Source organism: Janthinobacterium sp. SUN118 (genome assembly GCF_030397695.1).
Classification (GTDB): Bacteria; Pseudomonadota; Gammaproteobacteria; order Burkholderiales; family Burkholderiaceae_D; genus Janthinobacterium.
On sequence record NZ_JAPUBV010000001.1, the window covers coordinates 2653067 to 2671436 of the forward strand.

The window sequence follows — 18370 nt, forward strand, 5'->3', positions numbered from 1 at the left end:
TGCTGTGAAACTGTCGCCCGCCCCCGGGCCGGAGCCGGGGCGGGCGACATGTGGTTCAGGTCAGGCAGATCAGTTCTTTACCCAGCCCGTATAGGTGGCGACGTTTTCCTTGGTGATGGCCGGGGTCGGCAACAGCACCATGGTCTGCTTCGGCGTGCGGCCGTTCATGATGTCGTAGCCCATCTGCACGGCATCGGTGGCCATGCGGTACGGGTTTTGCGCCGAGGTGGCGGCAAACAGGCCGGCCTTGTTTTTCAGGGCGTTCTGGCCATCGGGCGCGCCATCGACGGCCGTGATCAGTTTCACGTCCGTGCGCTTCGATTGCTTGATCGCCAGTTCGGCGCCGATGCCGGTCGGGTCGTTGATGGCGAACACGCCGTCGATCTTCGGATGGGCCGTCAGCAGGTTCGACATCACCGTCATGCCGCCGTCGCGGCTGCCGCCCGCATTCTGGTTGTCGGACAGGATCTTGATATCCTTGAACGCGGCCAGGGTCTTCTTGCAGCCGTTGACGCGGTCGATGACGGACGTGACGGGCGGGCCGTTGAGGATCACCACATTGCCCTTGCCGCCGATCTGCTTGGCCAGGTAGGCGCACGAAACGTCGCCGGCCATGGTGTTGTCGGACATCACGGTGGCCGAGGCGCCCACGGCACCCACGTCGACGGCGATGACGACCACGCCCGCATTGCGCGCCTTCTTGATGGCCGGCGCGATGCCCTTGGAATCGACGGCGTTCAGGATGATGATGTCGGTCTTGTTGGCGATGAAGTTCTCGATCTGGTCCACCTGGGTGTTGAGGTCGTACTTGCTCGACACGGTGGTGACTTTCACGCCGGGGCCGCCCAGCTTTTTCGCGCTTTCTTCCGCGCCGCGGCCGATGGCGACGAAGAAGGGGTTGGCCAGGTCGCCCACGCTGACACCGATCGATTTCAGCGGTTTGTCGGCGGCGAAGGCGCCGCAGGCGGCGGACAGCAGCAGGGTGGCGGTAAGGACTTTTTTCATGGGTATCTCCAAAGGGTTTTTATTGTGAGAGCAGGGGTGCTACGGGTAAAACTTATTGCTTCTTTAATTTTTCGATCATGGCGTCCAGCTTGCCCGCATCGACGGCAAAGCCGCGAATGCCTTCGGCCAGCTTTTCGGTGGCCATCGCATCGTCGTTCAAGGCGTAGCGGAAAGCCGCCTCGTCATACGTGATGGCCGCCTGCGCCGCGCCGAGGTCGCCGCCCAGGGCGCGCGCGAATGGCGCATCCGCCGCTTCCAGCTTGGCCAGCAAGTCGGGGCTGATGGTCAGCAAGTCGCAGCCGGACAGCGCCGTGATCTGGCCCACGTTGCGGAAGCTGGCGCCCATGACCTGGGTGGCGATGCCATGTTGCTTGTAGTAATTGAAGATGCGCGTGACCGATTGCACGCCTGGATCGTTGGACAGGCTGCGCGCCGCTTCGTCCCAGGCCGCGCCCAGCGATTTCTTGTGCCAGTCGTAGATGCGGCCCACAAACGGCGAAATCAGGCGCACTTTCGCGTCGGCGCAGGCGACGGCCTGGCAAAACGCGAACAGCAGGGTCAGGTTGCAAAAGATGCCGTCCTGTTCCAGTTCGCGCGCCGCCTGGATGCCTTCCCAGGTGGCGGCGATCTTGATCAGCACACGTTCGCGCTTGATGCCGGCCTGCTCGTACAGGGCGATCAGGCGGCGCGCCCGGGCCACGGTGGCGGCGCGGTCAAAGCTCAGGCGGGCATCGACTTCCGTCGACACGCGGCCCGGCACCACCTTCAGGATTTCCAGGCCGAAGCGCACCAGCACCTGGTCGACGATGTCGTCGAGCGAGGCGGCTTGATGCTCGGCGACCGTGCTTTCCAGCAAGGGCGCGTAATCGGGCTGCAGCACGGCCTTCAGGATCAGCGACGGATTGGTGGTGGCGTCTTGCGGCGCGAAGCGGGCCAGTTGCATGAAGTCGCCCGTGTCGGCGACGACGGTGCTGTATTGCTTCAGTTGTTGCAGTTGAGTCATTGCTACTTATCCTTCGCTAAGTTGGTGCAAGGCCTGCACGGCAGGAAACAGGCTACGGTATCGACCGTAGCGGACGCTCAAGGCTGCGCTGTGCGCGGCATCGGGCAAGAAAGTATTTTTGACGGGCAAGCCCTGCGCCAGCAGGCTGGCGTCGCCGATGGCGGCAAAGCCCAGCTTGGCCGCGCCCAGGCTGGCCGACAGCTCGCTGTGGTGCAGGGTGCGCATTTCGCGTCCCAGTACATTGGCCAGCAGCTGCGCCCAGTACTGGCTGCGCGCGCCGCCGCCCACCAGCAGGCAGTGCGGCACCACGGCGCCCGTCGAGGTGACGGCCGCCATGGCGTCGCGCAAGGCAAAGGCCACGCCTTCGAGCACGGCATAACCGAGCTGGGCGGTATTGTTGTCGTGGCCCAGCTGCAGGAAGGCGCCGCGCACCTGCGGGTCGTTATGCGGCGTGCGCTCGCCCGACAGGTAGGGCAGGAACAGCGGCGCCGACGGCGCGATGGCGGTATCGAGCGGCAAGCCCGCTTCCACCAGCGCCAGCAGGGCCGCCTCGTCGGGCAAGCCCAGCACGCCCGTGGCCCAGCGCAGGCAGCTGGCGCCGGACAGGATGGCGCCCATCGCATACCAGCGCCCGGGCAGGGCGTGGCAAAAGCTGTGCACGCCGCCGGCCGGGTTGCCCAGCGGCGCTTCGGTGACGCTGACGATGGCGGCGCTGGTGCCCAGCGAGATAAAACTGTCGCCGCCGTTGACGGCGCCGATGCCCACGGCCGAGACGGGATTGTCGCCGCCGCCGCCGGCCACCACCACGTTCGCCGGCAAGCCCAGCTTGTCGGCGATGGATGCCAGCACCGTGCCCGTGGCTGCATCGCCTTCGGCCAGCGGCGGCAATTGCTCCGGCGCCAAGCCGCAGGCGGCCACCATGGGCGCGAACCAGGCGCGCTTCGCTTCGTCCAGCCACAGGGTGCCGGCCGCGTCCGACATGTCCGTGAGCTTGATGCCCGTCAAGCGCAGGCGCAGATAATCCTTCGGCGACAGCAGGCAGGCGATGGCGGCAAAGGCGGCCGGCTCATGCGTTTTCAGCCACAGCAGTTTCGGCGCCGTCAGGCCCGCCATGGCCAGGCTGCCCGTCACGTCCGCATAGGCGGGATAATCGCGCGCCAGGGCGGCCGCTTCGGCATCGGCGCGCGCATCGTTCCACAGGATGGCCGGGCGGATCACGGCATCATGGTCATCGAGCAGCACGGCGCCGTGCATCTGGCCCGACAGGCCGATGCAGGCAATGTGCGCAAAGTCTTGCGGCCAGCCGGCGCGCAGCTGGCCCAGCGCGGCGACGCAGGCGGCCCACCAGTCGTGCGGCGACTGTTCGGACCATCCCGGCTGCGGGCGGCTGACGTCGAGGCGCACGGAGGCCTGGCCGCGCAAGTTGCCGTCGCGGTCCATCAGCACGGTTTTCAGTTCGGAGGTACCGAGGTCGATACCGAGGGAAATAGCTGAATGCATGGGTGTCTGGCGTAAAAGTTCAGGGGCAACCGCAGGAATTGCGCACGCGCAAGGCTGGCGACAAGCGCTGCACATGCTGGGCGCGGCCCGGGTTGGCGATACGGTCGATCAGCAGGTCGACGGCCATGGCGCCCAGTTCTTCGAGCGGCTGCGCCATCACGGTCAGGCGCGGGCTGAAATAATCGGCCCAGTCGAAATCATCGAAGCCGGCCAGCGCCACGTCTTGCGGTACCGCAATATGGGCGTCGCGCAAGGCGTGCATGGTGCCGATGGTCATCAGGTTGTTGCCGGCGACGATGGCCGTCGGGCGTTGCGGCAAGGCCAGCAGTTCGCGCGTGGCCATGCCGCTGCGCTCGAGGTTCGAGTCGCCCGAGCGCAGCAAGTCCCCATCGAAGGCGATGTTGGCGCGCTGCAAGGCCAGGCGGTAGCCCGCGATGCGCTCGTCCGTGGTGGACAGGCCCGGCGCGCCGGCGATGAAACCGATGCGGCGGTGGCCGTGGGCCGCGATCAGGTGGCCGACCAGTTCGGCCGTGGCCTCGATGTTTTCCACGCCCACCTGATCGAACGCCTGCGGCGACATGCGGTCGACCAGCACGGAAGCGATCTTGTTGCTGCTTAAATAGTCGAGGGCGCGGTTGTGCGCGTCGCCGGACGGCGCCAGCACGATGCCGTCGACCCGGCGCTGGTGCAGGTTCTGCACCACCTTGAGTTCCTGCTCGGGGTCGTCATGCGTATCGGAAAACAGCATCATCAGGCCGTGGCGCGTGCAGGCGGCCTCGATGGCGCGCACGGTTTCGCTGAAATAATGGTTGGTGAAGGCGGAAATGGCCACGCCGATGGTGCCCGACGAGGAGCCGGCCAGCGCGCGCGCCAGCATATTGGGCACATAGCCGATCTGCTGCATGGCCGCGTTGACGGCGGCGACGGTTTTCGGGCTGACCTTGCGGGTGCCGTTGAGTACGTGCGAGACGGTCGACAGCGATACGTCCGCCGCCCGCGCTACGTCTTCCATGGTGGCCATGGTGTCTCCTGATGGTTTTTTATTCTTATGTGCTGCGATTGGATGCGGCTGTGTCGCCGCGTTGGAATCCATCGTAAACAAAAGAAAGCGCTTGCGCAAGCGCTTTCTTTTTTTGTGCACGCGTCATCCGACAAGCTCGGCAAAGGTAATGACGGACGGCGGATGTTGCCGGGAAGGCCGCTGGCGTTGTCGGCTTACGCGCTGCGCGCTAAGCCGACCTACTTTACTTTCTTTTTTGTGCGCATGGATGGCGTGTGGGTTTTCGATGAGTGCGTAGGTCGGATTAGCGCGCGAAGCACGCGTAATCCGACGAGCTGGGGAAGGTTATGGCGGACGGCGGATGTTGCCGGCAAGGCCGCTGGCGTTGTCGGCTTACGCGCTGCGCGCCAAGCCGACCTACTTTGCTTGCTCGTGCGGTGCGTAGGTCGGATTGGCGCGCCAGTGCGTAGGTCGGATTAGCGCGCCAGTGCGTAGGTCGGATTAGCGCGCCGGAGGCGCGCGTAATCCGACATCGGGGACGGCGGTGATGCCGATGGAGTGTGGCGGGTGGTGTCGGGTTACGCGCTGCGCGCTCACCCGACCTACTGAATCAGCAGCTCATGCAGTTCGCCGGGGGAGTCGGGGAACAGTTTCACGACGGTGGACGTGCGCGTGCCGTAGCCCGGCGTTTCGATGCAGACGGCCGACAGCACGCGCTCGAGGTCGAGCGGCACGCCCGTGTCGGGCAGGCGGAAGTCGGGCGCGCGCGTGGTGTCGGCCAGCATGTCGAAATAGGCATCGTCCGGGGCGCCCTGGCACAGCAGGCTGGCGAACTGGGCCTTGGTTTTCAGGACCTTCGGCCACGGCGCGTCGAGCAGGGCGTTCGACAGGCCGTAGATGCCCGGCGCCAAAGGCTGGCCGTTGCGCGCATCACCATCGCCGCGATTGGAGAACCAGATCAGGGTGCTGGCGTCGCCCAGCACGAGGTTGAAGCCGTTGTAGGCTTTGCAGCCGGGGCGGATCTGCGCGATGTAGTCTTGCGGCGACATCGTGCCGGCCAAGTAGTCGGCCACCAGGGCGCCGCGCGAGGGGGCGTCCGGGTTGCGGTCTTGCGGGCTGCGGATATTCGTGATGGCGGCAAAGCGCGAACTGCCGCCGCCCGTCTGCGTGATGCCCATCCAGCTGCCGCCCGCCTGCAGGTCGCGCCCGGCATACACTTGCGGGTGCTCGGGCCAGGCGCCGGCGGGTGCGCTGGCGCGCTCATAGAATTCGTCGCGGTTGGCGGCGGCAATCAGCGGGATGTGCGGATTGACTTTCCAGGCAAAAACGATCAGGCACATGGGGGCAAATCCATGAACACTTCCGTGTGGCGGGCGCCCGCCGTCAGCGCCAGCAGGCCGGCCTCGTCGGCGGCGCTGGCCAGCAGGTCGGCAAAGCCTTCGCCGACGACGGGATAGATTTCCATCCACGTCTGCAAGCCGTCCTTGGCTTCCGGGCGGCGCTTCAGCTGCGGCGCCACGCCGGAGGCGGCCGCCAGCTTGCCTTGCAGGGCGCGGACCCTGGCTTCCAGCGCCTGGGCGTGCTCGTCTTTTACCTGATAGTAAATGTACAGATCTTTCATGGCATTCTCACAAGTCGAGTGCGTCGAGCACGTAAGGCATGGGCAGGAATTGCACGGCGGCACCCTGGGCCGAGCCGTAGCGCACGGCACCGGCGTCGCTTGAACCTGCTTCGATCGCCCCCAACTTCATTTCAACGAGGGCGTCAACGCCGCCGGCGCCGTTGGGCGCCGCGTTGACGACCATGCCGCAAGGCTGGTCCGGATCGCTGACGGCAAACAGTTCGCCGCCGGCCGCTACCGATACCCCGGCGATGCTGACGAGGGTGGTGCGGCGCTTGAGCTTGCCCAAATACTGGCTGCGCGCGACGATTTCCTGGCCCGGATAGCAGCCTTTCTTGAAATTGACGCCGCCCAGCAATTCGAAGTTGACCATTTGCGGCACGAACTGCTCTTGCGTGGCGGCCGTGATCTGCGGAATGCCCGCATGGATCTCGGCCAGTTGCCAGGCGTCGTTGCCGCCCTTGGCCAGCCGGGCAGTCAATTGCGGCCACGCGTCGCGCGCCGTGGCGGCCGACGCCAGCCATTGGTAGCGGGGACTGCCGAAGGCGTCGGCCACGCGCAGCAGGGTACCCGCCGCATGTTCGACCTTGCTGAACGGCGTGGCGGGCAGGGTGGGGAACCAGGCGGACAGGGCCGCGTCGGCTTGCCGGCCGCCGACACCGAGCACGACCTGGTTCGCCGCATCGGCGGTGGCATCGTGCAGCTTGGCCTTGGCGCGCAGCACGAACATCTGCAAGCGCTTCTGGATGGCCGGCTGTATGGCGCGCGGCAATTGCAGATAGATGGTGGTGGCGTTGCGCCACATCAGGAAACTGGCCAGCAAGCGGCCTTTCGGCGTGCAGTAGCCGGCCAGGCGCACTTGTTCCTGGTTCAGGTGCTCGACATCGTTGGTCAGCTGGCCGTGCAGGAAACTGGCCGCATCGTCGCCATCGAGGCCGATCAAGCCCTGGTCCGTGATGGCCGCGACGAAGCCGTCTTGCAGCTGGGGCACTGTCAGGGACTGGCCGAAATCGGCGATGGGGGACGCGGTGGCGGGGGCGGTACTGTCAGGCGCGCCTTCGGGAGGGACGGGACGGGCGCCTTGCGCAGCTAAAAATTGATTCCAGTTATTCATAATTTCCATTAGATCAGCGATTAAGCATTATCATTACGGGTTCATTATAGTGATGTCGCGCGGATCGCGTCGGCAGCGGCAAGAAACACAGCATTCGTGCAGGTTTGCGCAGACTTTCTTCACAAATGAACGATCACAACAAGCGGGCGCCGGGAACAGGCGCCGGCATAACAAGAATCGGAACAATGGCTTTCTTTAAAAAACTCGTAGTCAGTTCAGTCATCGCCGCCATCGGCGTCGGTGGTACTTTTGTGTACTGGGCGCAGCAGCCCATCACGACGGAAGGCGAAGCGATTCCGTTTACGATTTCGCCAGGCAGCGGCGCGCATGCGGCCGGCCAGCAGATCGCGGACGCGGGCGTGCCCATCGTGCCCATCCTGTTCAACTTGCTGGCGCGCATCGAAGGCAAGACGTCGAAGATCAAGGCCGGTTCCTACGAGCTGAAGCCGGGCACGACGCCGCAGCGCCTGATCACGCAGCTGGCGCGCGGCGAGTTCGCGCAAGAGTCGCTGACCATCATCGAAGGCTGGACCTTCAGGCAGATGCGCCTGGCCATGGCCGGCCACCCCGGCCTCAAGCACGACACCGTGGGCCTGTCCGACAAGGAACTGATGGCCAGGATCAGCCCGGAGTATCCGCAGCCGGAAGGCTTGTTCTTCCCGGACACCTATCTGTTCGCCAAGGGCGCCAGCGAGATGCAGATCTTCAAGCAGGCGCACGCGGCCATGATCGGACGGCTGTCCGAGGCGTGGGACAAGCGCGACCCGGCCTTGCCGTATAAAAACCCGTACCAGGCGCTGATCATGGCCTCCATCGTGGAAAAGGAAACGGGACAAAAGTCCGAACGCGCCATGATCGCCGGCGTGTTCGTGAACCGCCTGAAGACGGGCATGCTGCTGCAGACGGACCCCACCGTGATCTACGGCATGGGCGACAGTTACCAGGGCAAGATCCGCAAACGCGACCTGGAAGCGGACACGCCGTACAATACCTACACGCGCGGCGGCTTGCCGCCCACGCCGATCGCCTTGCCCGGCGCGCAATCGCTGACGGCGGCGCTGGCGCCGGCCCGCACGCAGGCGCTGTACTTTGTCGCGCGCGGCGACGGCACCAGCCAGTTCTCGGCCAACCTGCCCGACCATAACCGCGCCGTGAACCAGTATCAGCGTTAACATCAGAGAATAAGAAGTTTCATGACACAACAATACCAACCCCGCTTCATCACGTTCGAAGGCATCGATGGCGCGGGCAAGTCGACGCATATCGGCTTTGTCACTGATTACCTGCAGCAACAAGGCGTGCGCCTCGTCTCGTCGCGCGAACCGGGCGGCACCAGCCTCGGCGAAAAGCTGCGCGAATTGCTGCTGCATGAAAAGATGCACCTGGAAACGGAAGCCTTGCTGATGTTCGCCAGCCGCCGCGAACACATCGCGCAAGTCATCGCCCCCGCGCTCGAGCGGGGCGAGTGGGTCATTTCCGACCGCTTCTCGGACGCCAGCTTCGCCTACCAGGGCGGCGGACGCGGCATGGACTTGCGCAAGATGGAGCAACTGGAAGCGTGGGTGCATCCGCACTTGCAGCCGGACCTGACCTTCCTGTTCGACGTGCCGCTGGCCGTGGCCCGCGCCCGCCTGGACGCCACGCGCGCGCTCGACAAGTTCGAGCAGGAGCAGGCCGATTTCTTCGCCGCCACGCGCAACGAGTATCTGCGCCGCGCGGCCCAGTTCCCCGAGCGTTTCCGCATCATCGATTCCACGCAAAGCATCGTTGACATCCAGGTACAGCTCGCGCAGTTGCTTGATGTGCTGCTTGAGAAAAGTATCGCAAGTCACTGATTAACAAAGAATAATATGACCAGTTCTCTCTATTCTTGGCAACAGGACGCGTGGCAGCAGCTGCAAGCCCTGCGCCCGCGCATGCCGCACGCCATCCTGTTCCATGGCGCGCAGGGCATCGGCAAGGCCGACTTCATCGAGCACTTTGCGCAAGCGCTGCTGTGCGAAGACGTGCGCGCCGACGGGCATGCCTGCGGCGCCTGCGCCTCATGCGGCTGGTTTAGCCAGGGCAACCATCCCGATTACCGCCGCGTGCGTCCGGAAGCGCTGGAAGACGAAGTGGCCGACGAGGGCGAAGACGGCGAGGGTGCGAAGAAAAGCGCCAAGACCAAGACGCCGTCGAAAGACATCAAGATCGAGCAGATCCGCAACCTGGCCGACTTCATGAACATCTCCACGCACCGCCAGGGCTTGCGCGTGGTGGTGCTGTATCCGGCCGAGGCATTGAACACGCCGGCGTCGAACGCCTTGCTGAAGACGCTGGAAGAACCGCCGCCAGGCACTTTGTTCCTGCTGGCATCGAACAGCCTCGACCGCTTGCTGCCGACCATCCTGTCGCGCTGCCGCAAGTTCGCCCTGCCCATGCCCAGCCACGAGCAGGCGCTGGCCTGGCTCAAGGTGCAAGGCTTGAACGACGCCGACAGCTGGCTGCGCGAGCAGGGCGGCGCGCCACTGGCGGCGCTGGCCCAGTCCGAGTCGGGCGGGCGTGAAGAAACGGAGCAATTGCTGCAGGTGCTGGCCAATCCGGGCGTGGAAGCGGCCCTGAAGGCGGCCGACAAGCTGCAGAAGGCGCCGCTGGCGCCCCTCGTGGCTTCCCTGCAGCGCTGGCTGTACGATCTGTTTTCCATCAAGCTGTCGGGCACCATCCGCTACTACCCGCGCCACCGGCGCGAGCTGGAAGCCCTGGCCGGACGCATCAACGTGAGCCGGCTGATGGCCGCCATCAAGGCCGCCAACGAACGGCGCGCCATCGCCGAACATCCCTTGTCGCCGAAGCTGTTCCTCGAAGATATGCTGCTCGACTACGCGGCCAGCTGCCAGTAGGTAAAGTTTCAATCAAATCAAGCGCTTGTATTGCTTATCTCATCTGAAATATGAGAAAGAAAGTGCGCGCGCCGGTCCTGCCTGGCCGGCGCGCCGCTTCCTGCCGCCATGCCTGTTTGCCACGCCCGGGCCATGGTGTTAAAGTGAAATGAAAGTAACTTTTCATAACGGGCATCGTCCCGCACCGGAGGCATCACATGAAACGGGTCACTGGCATCGGCGGCATCTTCTTCCACGCGCAAGACCCGGCCGCGCTGCGCGCCTGGTACCAGCGCCATCTGGGGCTCGACGTCTTGCCGTGGGGCGGCGCCGCCTTTACCTGGACGGATGCCGACGGCAAGCCCACGGCCGGCACCACCATCTGGTCCGTCAGCGAAGCGGGCAGCGATCAATTCGCCCCGGGCAAGGCTGCCTTCATGATCAATTACCGCGTCGACAACCTCGACGCGCTGCTGCATGTGCTGCGGGAAGAGGGCTGTAACGTGCTGGACAAGGCCCCCGATTCCGAATACGGCCAGTTTGGCTGGGTCATCGATCCCGAGGGCAACAAGGTCGAGCTGTGGCAGCCGCCCCCGGGCCAGTAAGCAGGCAGGACGGTCATTGCCCTGGCGGCGCCTGGGCATCGTTTCCCTGAGTTTCGGGGAAAGTCTTCTTATCCGTGTCGTCGTCACTGAAAGGATGCACCATGCTGCACGTTCCAGATGGATACACCACTGCCCGCGACGCCCTGCTGACCCTGCCGACCGGGCAACAGCTCCTGCACAGCATCCGCACGGCCAACGTGCGCGCCATCATTTCCCATGACTTGAATGGGGCATATGGCAGAACCGTGGATGCCCTCACCATCCACCTGACGCCCAATTTCGCGCAATTATCGCTGCCGCAACAAGCCTGCGTGATCGCGCACGAGCTGACCCATGCCCACGACCTGAGCTATGCCAACCAGAACGCGGACGACTACCGGGACAGCAAAGGCCTCGGCGATACCGAAATCAACGCACACTTTAATCAGGGACAGGTACTGCGCGAGTTTCGCAGTGCGCGCGCCAGGTTCGCCGCTCCCGATGCCCTCGCAATCGACGCGGCATGCGCCGGTGTCACGGTGTTTGGCCGCTCCGTCGACTGGATTACCCGGGCCGACGTGGTCAGCCACCTGGCGAACGGCATGTACGCCGGCCATGTGATCGGCTGGCGCCTGGGCGCAGGGATTTACAGCGATGACATGTACACCAGTGCGGCGCGGCCGTTTCACTGCGACGAAAACTGGCATACCTTCAGGCGCGTGCTGCCCGTGGAGGACGAAGGCGAGATCGAGGAAATCCACGTCTAGACGCGTCCATGGCCGCAGGGCTGGCGTCGCCATGGCAATGCCGGCGCCTGGAATGTGGCGCGTGGTGCGTTCTTAGTTGCTGCCCGGTTCCAGGTCCAGCGAAAACTGGTGGCCGTCGACCACGACACCATGCACAATGGCGATATCCGCAACCCCATTTCCCCGCGCGAAACCGCAGCGTTCCAGCACGCGGATCGATGCCGTGTTGCCATCGATGGCGCAGGCATAGAGCCGCGCCAGCCGCCACTCTTCACGGGCCAGGCCGATCAGGTGGCGCAGGGCGGCCGTGGCCAGGCCCTGGCCCGCATGCTGCTGGCCGACGCGGTAGCCGACTTCGGCCGTCTGCGCCTGCCGGTCGATATCCTTGAGGTTGGCGCGTCCGGCCAGCTGTCCGTGCTCGTCGAGGATGACGCACGGGTGCAGGCTGCCGCCCGCATGGCCTGCCAGGAAGTGCCGGATGTGGGCCAGCACGCCGTCCGCGCTGTAAAACTCGTCGGGCCGCGGATCGATGTGGCGTTCGAACCAGGCGCGGTTATCCTGCTCGAAGGCCAGCAGTTGCGGCGCGTCGTCCAGGCGCAGGGTGCGGATGGTGTAGGGACTCATGAATGTTGTGGCGGCACGCGGCCGGCTCGCGATTGAAAGGCATGAGTCTAGAGACGGAAGGCCGGGCCGGTCAATCTTGATTCGCGGAATCGACCATGCAGCCATCAACGCTACAATGGCGGCCATGAACAAAGACCTGTCCGCGTCCGAGGCGGCGCGCATCCTCGGCGTCAGCCTGCCCACCCTGTATTCCTACGTCAGCCGTGGCTTGCTCGCGTCCAGCGCCAGCGGGCCGGCGCGCCGCAAGCGCTATCCGCATGAGGACGTGCTGCGCCTGGCTGCCCGCAAGGGCGACGCCCGGCGCGGCGGACAGACGGCGGTGGCGGCCATGCACTGGGGCATGCCCGTGCTGGAGACGCAGATTTCCCATATTGCCGATGATCAACTGCTGTACCGGGGCTGCGATGCGGCGGCGCTGGCCGGCCATGCAACGCTCGAAACTGTGGCCTGCCTGCTGTGGGACGATGGCCAGGTCGACTATTTCATGGCGGGCGCCCCCGTGCTGGCCGAAGGCATGTTCGAGCGCGCGCTGGCCCTGGCGCCGGACGCGGCGCCGCTGGCGCGCGCCATGGCCACGCTGCCGCTGCTGGCGCAATGCCTGCCGGCGCCCGGCCCGCAGCCGCAGGCCATGCTGCAGTCTGGCCCGCTGCTGATGCGTCTGCTGGCCGCCATCCTGCTGAAGGCGGCGCCAAGCGCCTTGCCGCTGCACCGGCAAGTGGCCCTGGCGTGGGGCGTTGATGCGGCCCAGGCCGAATGGATACGCGCCGTGCTGGTGCTGCTGGCCGACCATGAATTGAATGCGTCGACGTTTGCCGTGCGCTGCGTCGCCTCGACGGGCGCCAGCCTGGCGGCGGCGCTCGCGGCCGGCCTGGGCGCCTTGTCCGGCGACCGGCATGGCGGCGGCAGCGCCGCGGCCAGGCGCATGCTGGCCGGCGCGCTGGCCGCGACACAGCCCGAGGAATTTATCGCCAGCTATTACCGGAGCATCGCGCCGGAACTGGCCGGCTTTGGCCATCCGCTGTATGCGCATGGCGATCCGCGCGCGGCGTATGTGCTCGCGCGTCTGGCGCCCCTGGCGCAGGAGCGGCCGCGGCTGGCCGCCATCCTGTCCGCGTGCGAGGCGGCGGGCCGGGTGCTCGACGCCCGCCCGAATGCCGACCTGGCGCTGGCCGCGCTGGAACTGGCTTTCGACTGGCCCGCAGCGGCAGGCAGCACGCTGTTTGCCCTGGCCCGCGCGGCCGGCTGGATCGCGCATGCGGCCGAGCAGGCCACGGCGGCCACGCTGATACGGCCGCGCGCCCGCTATGTCGGGCGCCACCAGCGCGATTGACGCTTAGCGGCTGGCGCCGGCGCTTGCCGCGGCCACGCGGTCCGGGGTGGCCGCGCCGTACTGTCCCTGCAGCTTGCCCTTGGCCCAGTCCGCCATCAGGTCGTAAAACCCGGCAGCGATGCGCGTCGACTTGCGCGTGCCGTCGGCCGCCTCGGTGTAATGCCACATGCCGTGGCCCGTCAGCGGGAACAGGTAGACGGCGATATCGTGGCCTTGCCGGCGCAACTGCGTAAGGCGCTCTAGCGTCTGTGCAATCGGCGCCTGCCGGTCTTCCGCCGCGAATGCCCACAGCTGCGGCACCTTGACGCCGCTCAATACCTGCATGGGCTGCACCGACCAGTCGATATCGAGCTTGTCGAATTGCGGCACGCCATGCTGGCGCAGTTCCCCGGCCGGTATGCCCAGCAGCACGCCCGTATAGCCGCCCTTGATGACGGCAAACCACGCTTCCTTCGCATGGCGCTGCTGGAACGCCGCCAGCTCGTCGAGCCCGTCCCTGTACGACGACTTGACGATCCTGGCCGTGATGTCGCTTGCCGCGCGGCCCAGCGCGACGATGTCGTCGCCATAGCCGCGCTCGCGCAATTCCTTGCTGACCTGGGCCGCGTCCTGTTCCGTGATGTCGACGGCCAGGCCGTAGCCGATGCCGAGAAACTCCGCCTTCGCGCGCTGCGCCGCCAGCGGGGCGATCCAGCCGCCCTGGCTTACGCCCAGCAAGCCGAAACGGCCGTAGCGGCCTTGCGCCAGCCGCTTCGCTTCCCCCGATGCCGCCACCAGGTCATCGGCCAGGCGCGGGAAGTTCTGCGTATATTCCCCTTCCGACAGCCCCGCGCCGCGCTTGTCGTAGACGAAGACGGAGACGCCGCGTCCGACCATCTGGTATGGGTCGCGCGCGCGGTCGATCCAGCCGCTGCCTTCGGAACCATGCGCATACACGACGAGCGGCGTCTGCCTGCCCGCGCCAGGCGGCTCCATCAGCCGTCCGGCCAGCATCACGCCATGCGAGGCGAAGCGCGTGTTCGACTCGGCGATCGCCACTTTCGGCCAGGTCTGCGTTGCCCGCACCCGCACGCCGTCCTTTTCGCAGGCGACGAGGGCGGCCGCATCCAGTGTATTGCCGACCGTGCCGTCGCTGAAGGTGTAGGCATAGCCTTTGCCTCCTTTCGTGAGGGCGACGAAGGCCGTCTCATCCTTGCGGTAAACGCCCGTCTCGCAGGCGATGGGTGGGGCCGCATCGGGTGCGGCAGCTGCTGGCGCAGGCGCAAGCTGGGCATGGACGGGAGCGCCGACGGCGGCGAGCGCCGCGGCAAGGACGGGGGCGAGGAGGTGGTTTGTCATCGCACAATACTACCGCATGGTGTTGCCGCATTGTTAAAGAAAAGCTGAAGACCGCGGCGCCGGCCATGGCGCCTTGCCGGCGCGCCCCTGGGCGCTGCCAGTTTCCTCCCGCTCCGGTACAATCTCGCCTATGTATATCGATTCCCATTGCCATATCAATTTCCCCGAGCTGGCTGCTCGCATGCCCGAGATTCTTGCCAAGATGGCCGAGAACAAGGTCACGCACGCCTTGTGCGTGTCCGTCGACTTGCCGGACTTTCCGCAAGTGCTGGCCCTGGCCGAGCAGTATCCGCATATTTTTGCCTCCGTCGGCGTCCATCCCGACTACGAGGATACGCCGGAGCCGTCCGTGGACGACCTGGTGCGGCTGGCCGACCATCCGAAGATCATCGCCATCGGCGAGACGGGCCTCGACTATTTCCGCCTGACTGGCGACCTCGAGTGGCAGCGCGAGCGTTTCAGGACCCACATCAAAGCTTCAAGAATCACGCGCAAGCCCTTGATTATTCACACAAGAGCGGCCAGTGAAGACACCATACGCATCATGCGCGAAGAGGGCGCCGGCGTGGCCGACGGCGGCGTGGCCGGCGTCATGCATTGCTTTACTGAATCCCTGGAAGTGGCGCGCGCCGCCATCGACATGGGTTTCTATATTTCGTTTTCCGGCATCGTCACCTTCAAGAGCGCCAAGGACTTGCAAGCCGTGGCGCTGGAAGTGCCGCTCGAGCGCATCCTCATCGAGACGGATTCGCCTTACCTGGCGCCCGTGCCCTTCCGCGGCCGCATGAACGAACCGGGCTACGTGGCCCACGTGGCGGAATACCTGTCGACCCTGAAAGGCATACCACTGGTCCAGGTGGCGCAGCAGACGACGGATAATTTCTTCAAGTTATTCAATCAGTTGCCATAACTTATTAAGGTTGATTATGATGCGAAAACTCGCGCTGGCGGCGCTATTGTGCTGGGCCGGGGCCAGCCAGGCGGCGCCGGAACCGGAAGCCTTCTCCCGCGCCGTCTCCGTCAACAATGACAGCGGCGTGCGCAGCATGCTGGCCGACGGCATGAATCCCAACCTGCCCGACGCGCAGCGCGGCGACGTTCCCCTCGTGCTGGCCCTGCGCGACGATGCGGACAAGGTCTTCGAGGTCTTGCTGGCCGCGCCCGGCATCGACCTGGAAGCCCGCTCGGCGAATGGCAACACGGCCCTGATGATGGCCGCCTACAAGCACAAGCAGGCGGCCGTGGAGGCCTTGCTGGCCAAGGGTGCCAAGGTCAACCAGAGCGGCTGGACGGCGCTGCATTACGCGGCCTCGGCCGGCGACCTGCCCATCATGAAGATTTTGCTGGACCGCGACGCCGTCGTCGATGCGCGCGCGCCCGCCAACATCACGCCGCTGATGTTTGCCGCCCGCGAAGGCCAGGAGGGCGCCGTCAAGCTGCTGCTGTCCTGGGGCGCCGATGCGCAACTCAAGAGCGACCATGGCTGGACGGCCATCCAGTTCGCCCAGGCCGGCGACAAGCCGGGCGTGGTGGCCATCATCGAACGCCAGCTGCAGGCGCGCGCCAGCCGCAAGTAATCGTTCCAGTATCATTCCTGCAATGTTTTCCATGCCAGCGCTCAAACTGGCATGGAATTGCCTCTCACCTCAGCCCTTTGTTCATCCCCCTGATTAACGATAATGATTGTGTCGCATTAATCAGGAGATCTTTCGCATGGGTAATCACATCAAGGCCAGGCGCCGGCTGTACTGCCGCCGCCCCGCGCGCAGCCCGTGCGATATCACTGCTTTCTGGAATGACAAAACCGACCGGCCATCGGAGCCAGACTCCAAGAGGACAGACATGCTGAATGAACGAGAAATCGAGAGTTGTTACCTGGGGCAATTTATCCCCGTCCATTACCACCACAATATGTTGATGGACCAGAACCGCATGCACGGGTTCAAGTCGGCGATCGATTACGCGGTAAAACCCGGCATGAAGGTGCTGGAGCTGGGCGGCGGCACGGGCGTGCTGTCGTGGTTTGCGGCGGCCCGCGCCGACAAGGTGTGGTGCGTGGAGTTCAATCCGGACATGGTCAAGGAAGCGCGCAAGATGCTGGCGCTTAACCCGAATGGCGAAAAAGTCGAGGTCGTGCATGCGGACGCCTTCGAATACCTGCCGCCCGAGCCCGTCGACGTGGTCATCTGCGAAATGATCCATGTGGGCATGCTGCGCGAAAAGCAGGTGGAAGTGATCGAATCATTCAAGCGCCGCTACCTGGCCCGTTTCGGCGGCCCGCTGCCCATCTTCCTGCCCGAGGCCGTCATCATGGCCGTGCAGCCGATGCAGCAGGAATACGATTTCGAAGGCTTTTACGCGCCCATCGTGCAATTCCAGGAAACCACGGCCATCCATCCTGGCGTGCAGGAACTGGCGCCGCCGTCCGTCTACAGCATCATCGACTTCAGCCAGCCGACGGACAGCGTGTTCGGCTTCGATGGCAAGTTCGTCGTCGAGCGCAGCGGCACCCTGAACGCCTTGCGTTTCGTCACCAAGAACATCCTGGCCGTCGTGCCCGAGCGTTCCACCACCATCGACTGGCTGAATCACTACATGTGTTTGCCGCTGGCCATGCCGGTCGCCGTGAAGGCGGGCGACGTGCTGCAGGTGAGCTTCCAGTACCGCGCCGGCGGCTCGATCCCTTCGCTGGAAGCGTCGATCCGCGCGCAGGTCATCTACGACGTCAACCTGCAGCCTGTCGTGCAGAACGCCGTCTACGCCTGAACGCCGGCCTAAGCTGCTGCGCGTCGCGATGTGCGGCCTGCGATGCTCGCTGTGCCCTGGCACAGCTGCGCTTCTCGGCCACAACCCGCTGCCGCTCGCGATGGTTGTTTCAGGCGTCTTGACGCACCTTTTGCTAACGCCGCAGGCATTTCGTCCTGCGGCGTTCGTCCATTCAGGGTATATTTCGTCCTTTACCCACCGGACAGCTTTACTATCATGGAACAGATCGATCAGCGTTACCTCGTGCAACAGAACAAAATCAGCGACGGCGAGACCAAGCCGCCCGTGTTTGCCAAGGTGATGCGCAGCAAGGAAGGCGTGTTTGAAGGCGTGTCCTTCATCAAGTCGAAGGACAAGGCGACCGTCATGACCATCGAGGATGCCAACCAGGCCATCAAATGGGCCACCAGCAAGAAACCGAACGCGCACGAGTACGTCACCAAGGTGATTTGCGTCGGCCAGTAAACACGCCGCAGCCGCCGTTCATTCCCGCTTTCGCCCCGTTCATCGTGCCATTGTGCCGTTCATCGCATTGCCGTTGCCGCCATGCCGGCGCTTTTATATAGTGGCGTCACGGTAGCGGGGCAAGCACAGCTTGCTCCGCACATTTCATTCAAGGGGAACGACATGCTGGGTTTTGTGCTGTGGCTGCTGCTGTTGATGCTGTGCTGGCCCCTGGCCTTGCTGGCGCTCGTGCTGTATCCGCTGGCCTGGCTGCTGTTGCTGCCGTTCCGCCTGATCGGCATCGGCGTCGAGGGCGTCTTCGAGCTGTTGCGCGCCATCGTCATGCTGCCGGCCCGCGTGCTGGGCGGCGGACGGCGCTGAAGCGCTCCTCCCCATAAAAAAATGGCGCCCCCGGCGCCATTTTGTATTTGTCGGAC

General features: G+C 65.0%; 20 protein-coding genes. 11 read left to right on the top strand and 9 right to left on the bottom strand.

All coding sequences use genetic code 11. From position 1 onward, the window contains the following. Nucleotides 1-69: 69 nt before the first annotated feature. The 7 genes from O0880_RS11970 to O0880_RS12000 form a co-directional block, all read right to left on the bottom strand. Nucleotides 70-1005 (bottom strand): ABC transporter substrate-binding protein, encoded by a 936-nt coding sequence (locus O0880_RS11970; protein WP_156894800.1) that lies wholly within the window; start codon nt 1003-1005, stop codon nt 70-72. 52 nt (nt 1006-1057) lie between these two features. Beyond that, the gene (gene tal, locus O0880_RS11975; protein WP_289886652.1) at nt 1058-2008 is read right to left on the bottom strand and encodes a transaldolase; all 951 of its coding nucleotides are present in this window, start codon (nt 2006-2008) and stop codon (nt 1058-1060) included. A 6-nt stretch (nt 2009-2014) separates the two neighbouring features. Further along, nucleotides 2015-3496 (bottom strand): xylulokinase, encoded by a 1482-nt coding sequence (gene xylB, locus O0880_RS11980; protein ID WP_354669891.1) that lies wholly within the window; start codon nt 3494-3496, stop codon nt 2015-2017. A 31-nt stretch (nt 3497-3527) separates the two neighbouring features. Beyond that, nucleotides 3528-4529, bottom strand: a complete 1002-nt coding sequence (locus O0880_RS11985; protein ID WP_071323547.1) for a LacI family DNA-binding transcriptional regulator — start codon at nt 4527-4529, stop codon at nt 3528-3530. 581 nt (nt 4530-5110) lie between these two features. Beyond that, complete coding sequence (locus O0880_RS11990) at nt 5111-5848, bottom strand: NRDE family protein (RefSeq protein ID WP_289886654.1); 738 nt, start codon at nt 5846-5848, stop codon at nt 5111-5113. Then, nucleotides 5839-6129, bottom strand: a complete 291-nt coding sequence (locus O0880_RS11995; RefSeq protein ID WP_071323549.1) for a DUF4936 family protein — start codon at nt 6127-6129, stop codon at nt 5839-5841. The genes O0880_RS11990 and O0880_RS11995 overlap by 10 nt, the downstream gene beginning before the upstream one ends. A gap of 7 nt (nt 6130-6136) precedes the next feature. Continuing rightward, nucleotides 6137-7243 (bottom strand): folate-binding protein, encoded by a 1107-nt coding sequence (locus tag O0880_RS12000; protein ID WP_289886655.1) that lies wholly within the window; start codon nt 7241-7243, stop codon nt 6137-6139. Nucleotides 7244-7428: 185 nt separating this feature from the next. On the opposite strand from O0880_RS12000, the gene mltG reads away from it, so the two are divergent. The 5 genes from mltG to O0880_RS12025 all read left to right on the top strand — a co-directional run bounded on the left by mltG (nt 7429) and on the right by O0880_RS12025 (nt 11452). Then, nucleotides 7429-8415: an endolytic transglycosylase MltG gene (gene mltG / locus O0880_RS12005; RefSeq protein WP_071323551.1), complete on the top strand. Its 987-nt coding sequence runs from the start codon at nt 7429-7431 to the stop codon at nt 8413-8415. A 21-nt stretch (nt 8416-8436) separates the two neighbouring features. Next, a complete protein-coding gene (gene tmk / locus O0880_RS12010; RefSeq protein WP_289886656.1) occupies nt 8437-9078 on the top strand; it encodes a dTMP kinase in 642 nt (213 codons plus the stop codon). A 15-nt stretch (nt 9079-9093) separates the two neighbouring features. Next, the gene (locus tag O0880_RS12015) at nt 9094-10122 is read left to right on the top strand and encodes a DNA polymerase III subunit delta' (protein WP_289886657.1); all 1029 of its coding nucleotides are present in this window, start codon (nt 9094-9096) and stop codon (nt 10120-10122) included. A gap of 197 nt (nt 10123-10319) precedes the next feature. Then, nucleotides 10320-10706 (top strand): VOC family protein, encoded by a 387-nt coding sequence (locus tag O0880_RS12020; protein WP_289886658.1) that lies wholly within the window; start codon nt 10320-10322, stop codon nt 10704-10706. Nucleotides 10707-10807: 101 nt separating this feature from the next. Next, nucleotides 10808-11452 carry a hypothetical protein gene (locus tag O0880_RS12025; RefSeq protein WP_289886659.1) on the top strand — a complete coding sequence of 215 codons (645 nt, stop codon included), beginning with the start codon at nt 10808-10810 and terminating at the stop codon, nt 11450-11452. A 72-nt stretch (nt 11453-11524) separates the two neighbouring features. On the opposite strand, the gene O0880_RS12030 is transcribed toward O0880_RS12025, so the two are convergent. After that, nucleotides 11525-12055, bottom strand: coding sequence for a GNAT family N-acetyltransferase (locus tag O0880_RS12030; RefSeq protein WP_289886660.1), 531 nt, complete (start codon nt 12053-12055; stop codon nt 11525-11527). Between the two features lie 124 nt (nt 12056-12179). Between O0880_RS12030 and O0880_RS12035 the strand changes: the two genes are divergently transcribed. After that, nucleotides 12180-13385 carry a citrate synthase gene (locus tag O0880_RS12035; RefSeq protein WP_289886661.1) on the top strand — a complete coding sequence of 402 codons (1206 nt, stop codon included), beginning with the start codon at nt 12180-12182 and terminating at the stop codon, nt 13383-13385. Between the two features lie 3 nt (nt 13386-13388). Here the strand turns inward: O0880_RS12035 and O0880_RS12040 are convergent, their stop codons facing one another. Next, nucleotides 13389-14723 (bottom strand): alpha/beta hydrolase, encoded by a 1335-nt coding sequence (locus O0880_RS12040; protein WP_289886662.1) that lies wholly within the window; start codon nt 14721-14723, stop codon nt 13389-13391. A gap of 130 nt (nt 14724-14853) precedes the next feature. Here O0880_RS12040 and O0880_RS12045 point away from each other — a divergent pair, with 130 nt between their 5' ends. The 5 genes from O0880_RS12045 to O0880_RS12065 all read left to right on the top strand — a co-directional run bounded on the left by O0880_RS12045 (nt 14854) and on the right by O0880_RS12065 (nt 18314). Continuing rightward, nucleotides 14854-15633: a TatD family hydrolase gene (locus tag O0880_RS12045; protein ID WP_289886663.1), complete on the top strand. Its 780-nt coding sequence runs from the start codon at nt 14854-14856 to the stop codon at nt 15631-15633. A 16-nt stretch (nt 15634-15649) separates the two neighbouring features. Beyond that, nucleotides 15650-16300, top strand: coding sequence for an ankyrin repeat domain-containing protein (locus O0880_RS12050; RefSeq protein WP_071323559.1), 651 nt, complete (start codon nt 15650-15652; stop codon nt 16298-16300). A gap of 265 nt (nt 16301-16565) precedes the next feature. After that, on the top strand, nt 16566-17489 hold the full coding sequence (locus tag O0880_RS12055; RefSeq protein WP_071323560.1) for a methyltransferase domain-containing protein: 924 nt from the start codon (nt 16566-16568) through the stop codon (nt 17487-17489). 216 nt (nt 17490-17705) lie between these two features. Continuing rightward, entirely contained in the window at nt 17706-17954 is a 249-nt protein-coding gene (locus O0880_RS12060) for a hypothetical protein (RefSeq protein ID WP_071323561.1), read from the top strand. A 162-nt stretch (nt 17955-18116) separates the two neighbouring features. Beyond that, nucleotides 18117-18314 carry a hypothetical protein gene (locus tag O0880_RS12065; RefSeq protein WP_071323562.1) on the top strand — a complete coding sequence of 66 codons (198 nt, stop codon included), beginning with the start codon at nt 18117-18119 and terminating at the stop codon, nt 18312-18314. Nucleotides 18315-18370 lie beyond the last annotated feature (56 nt).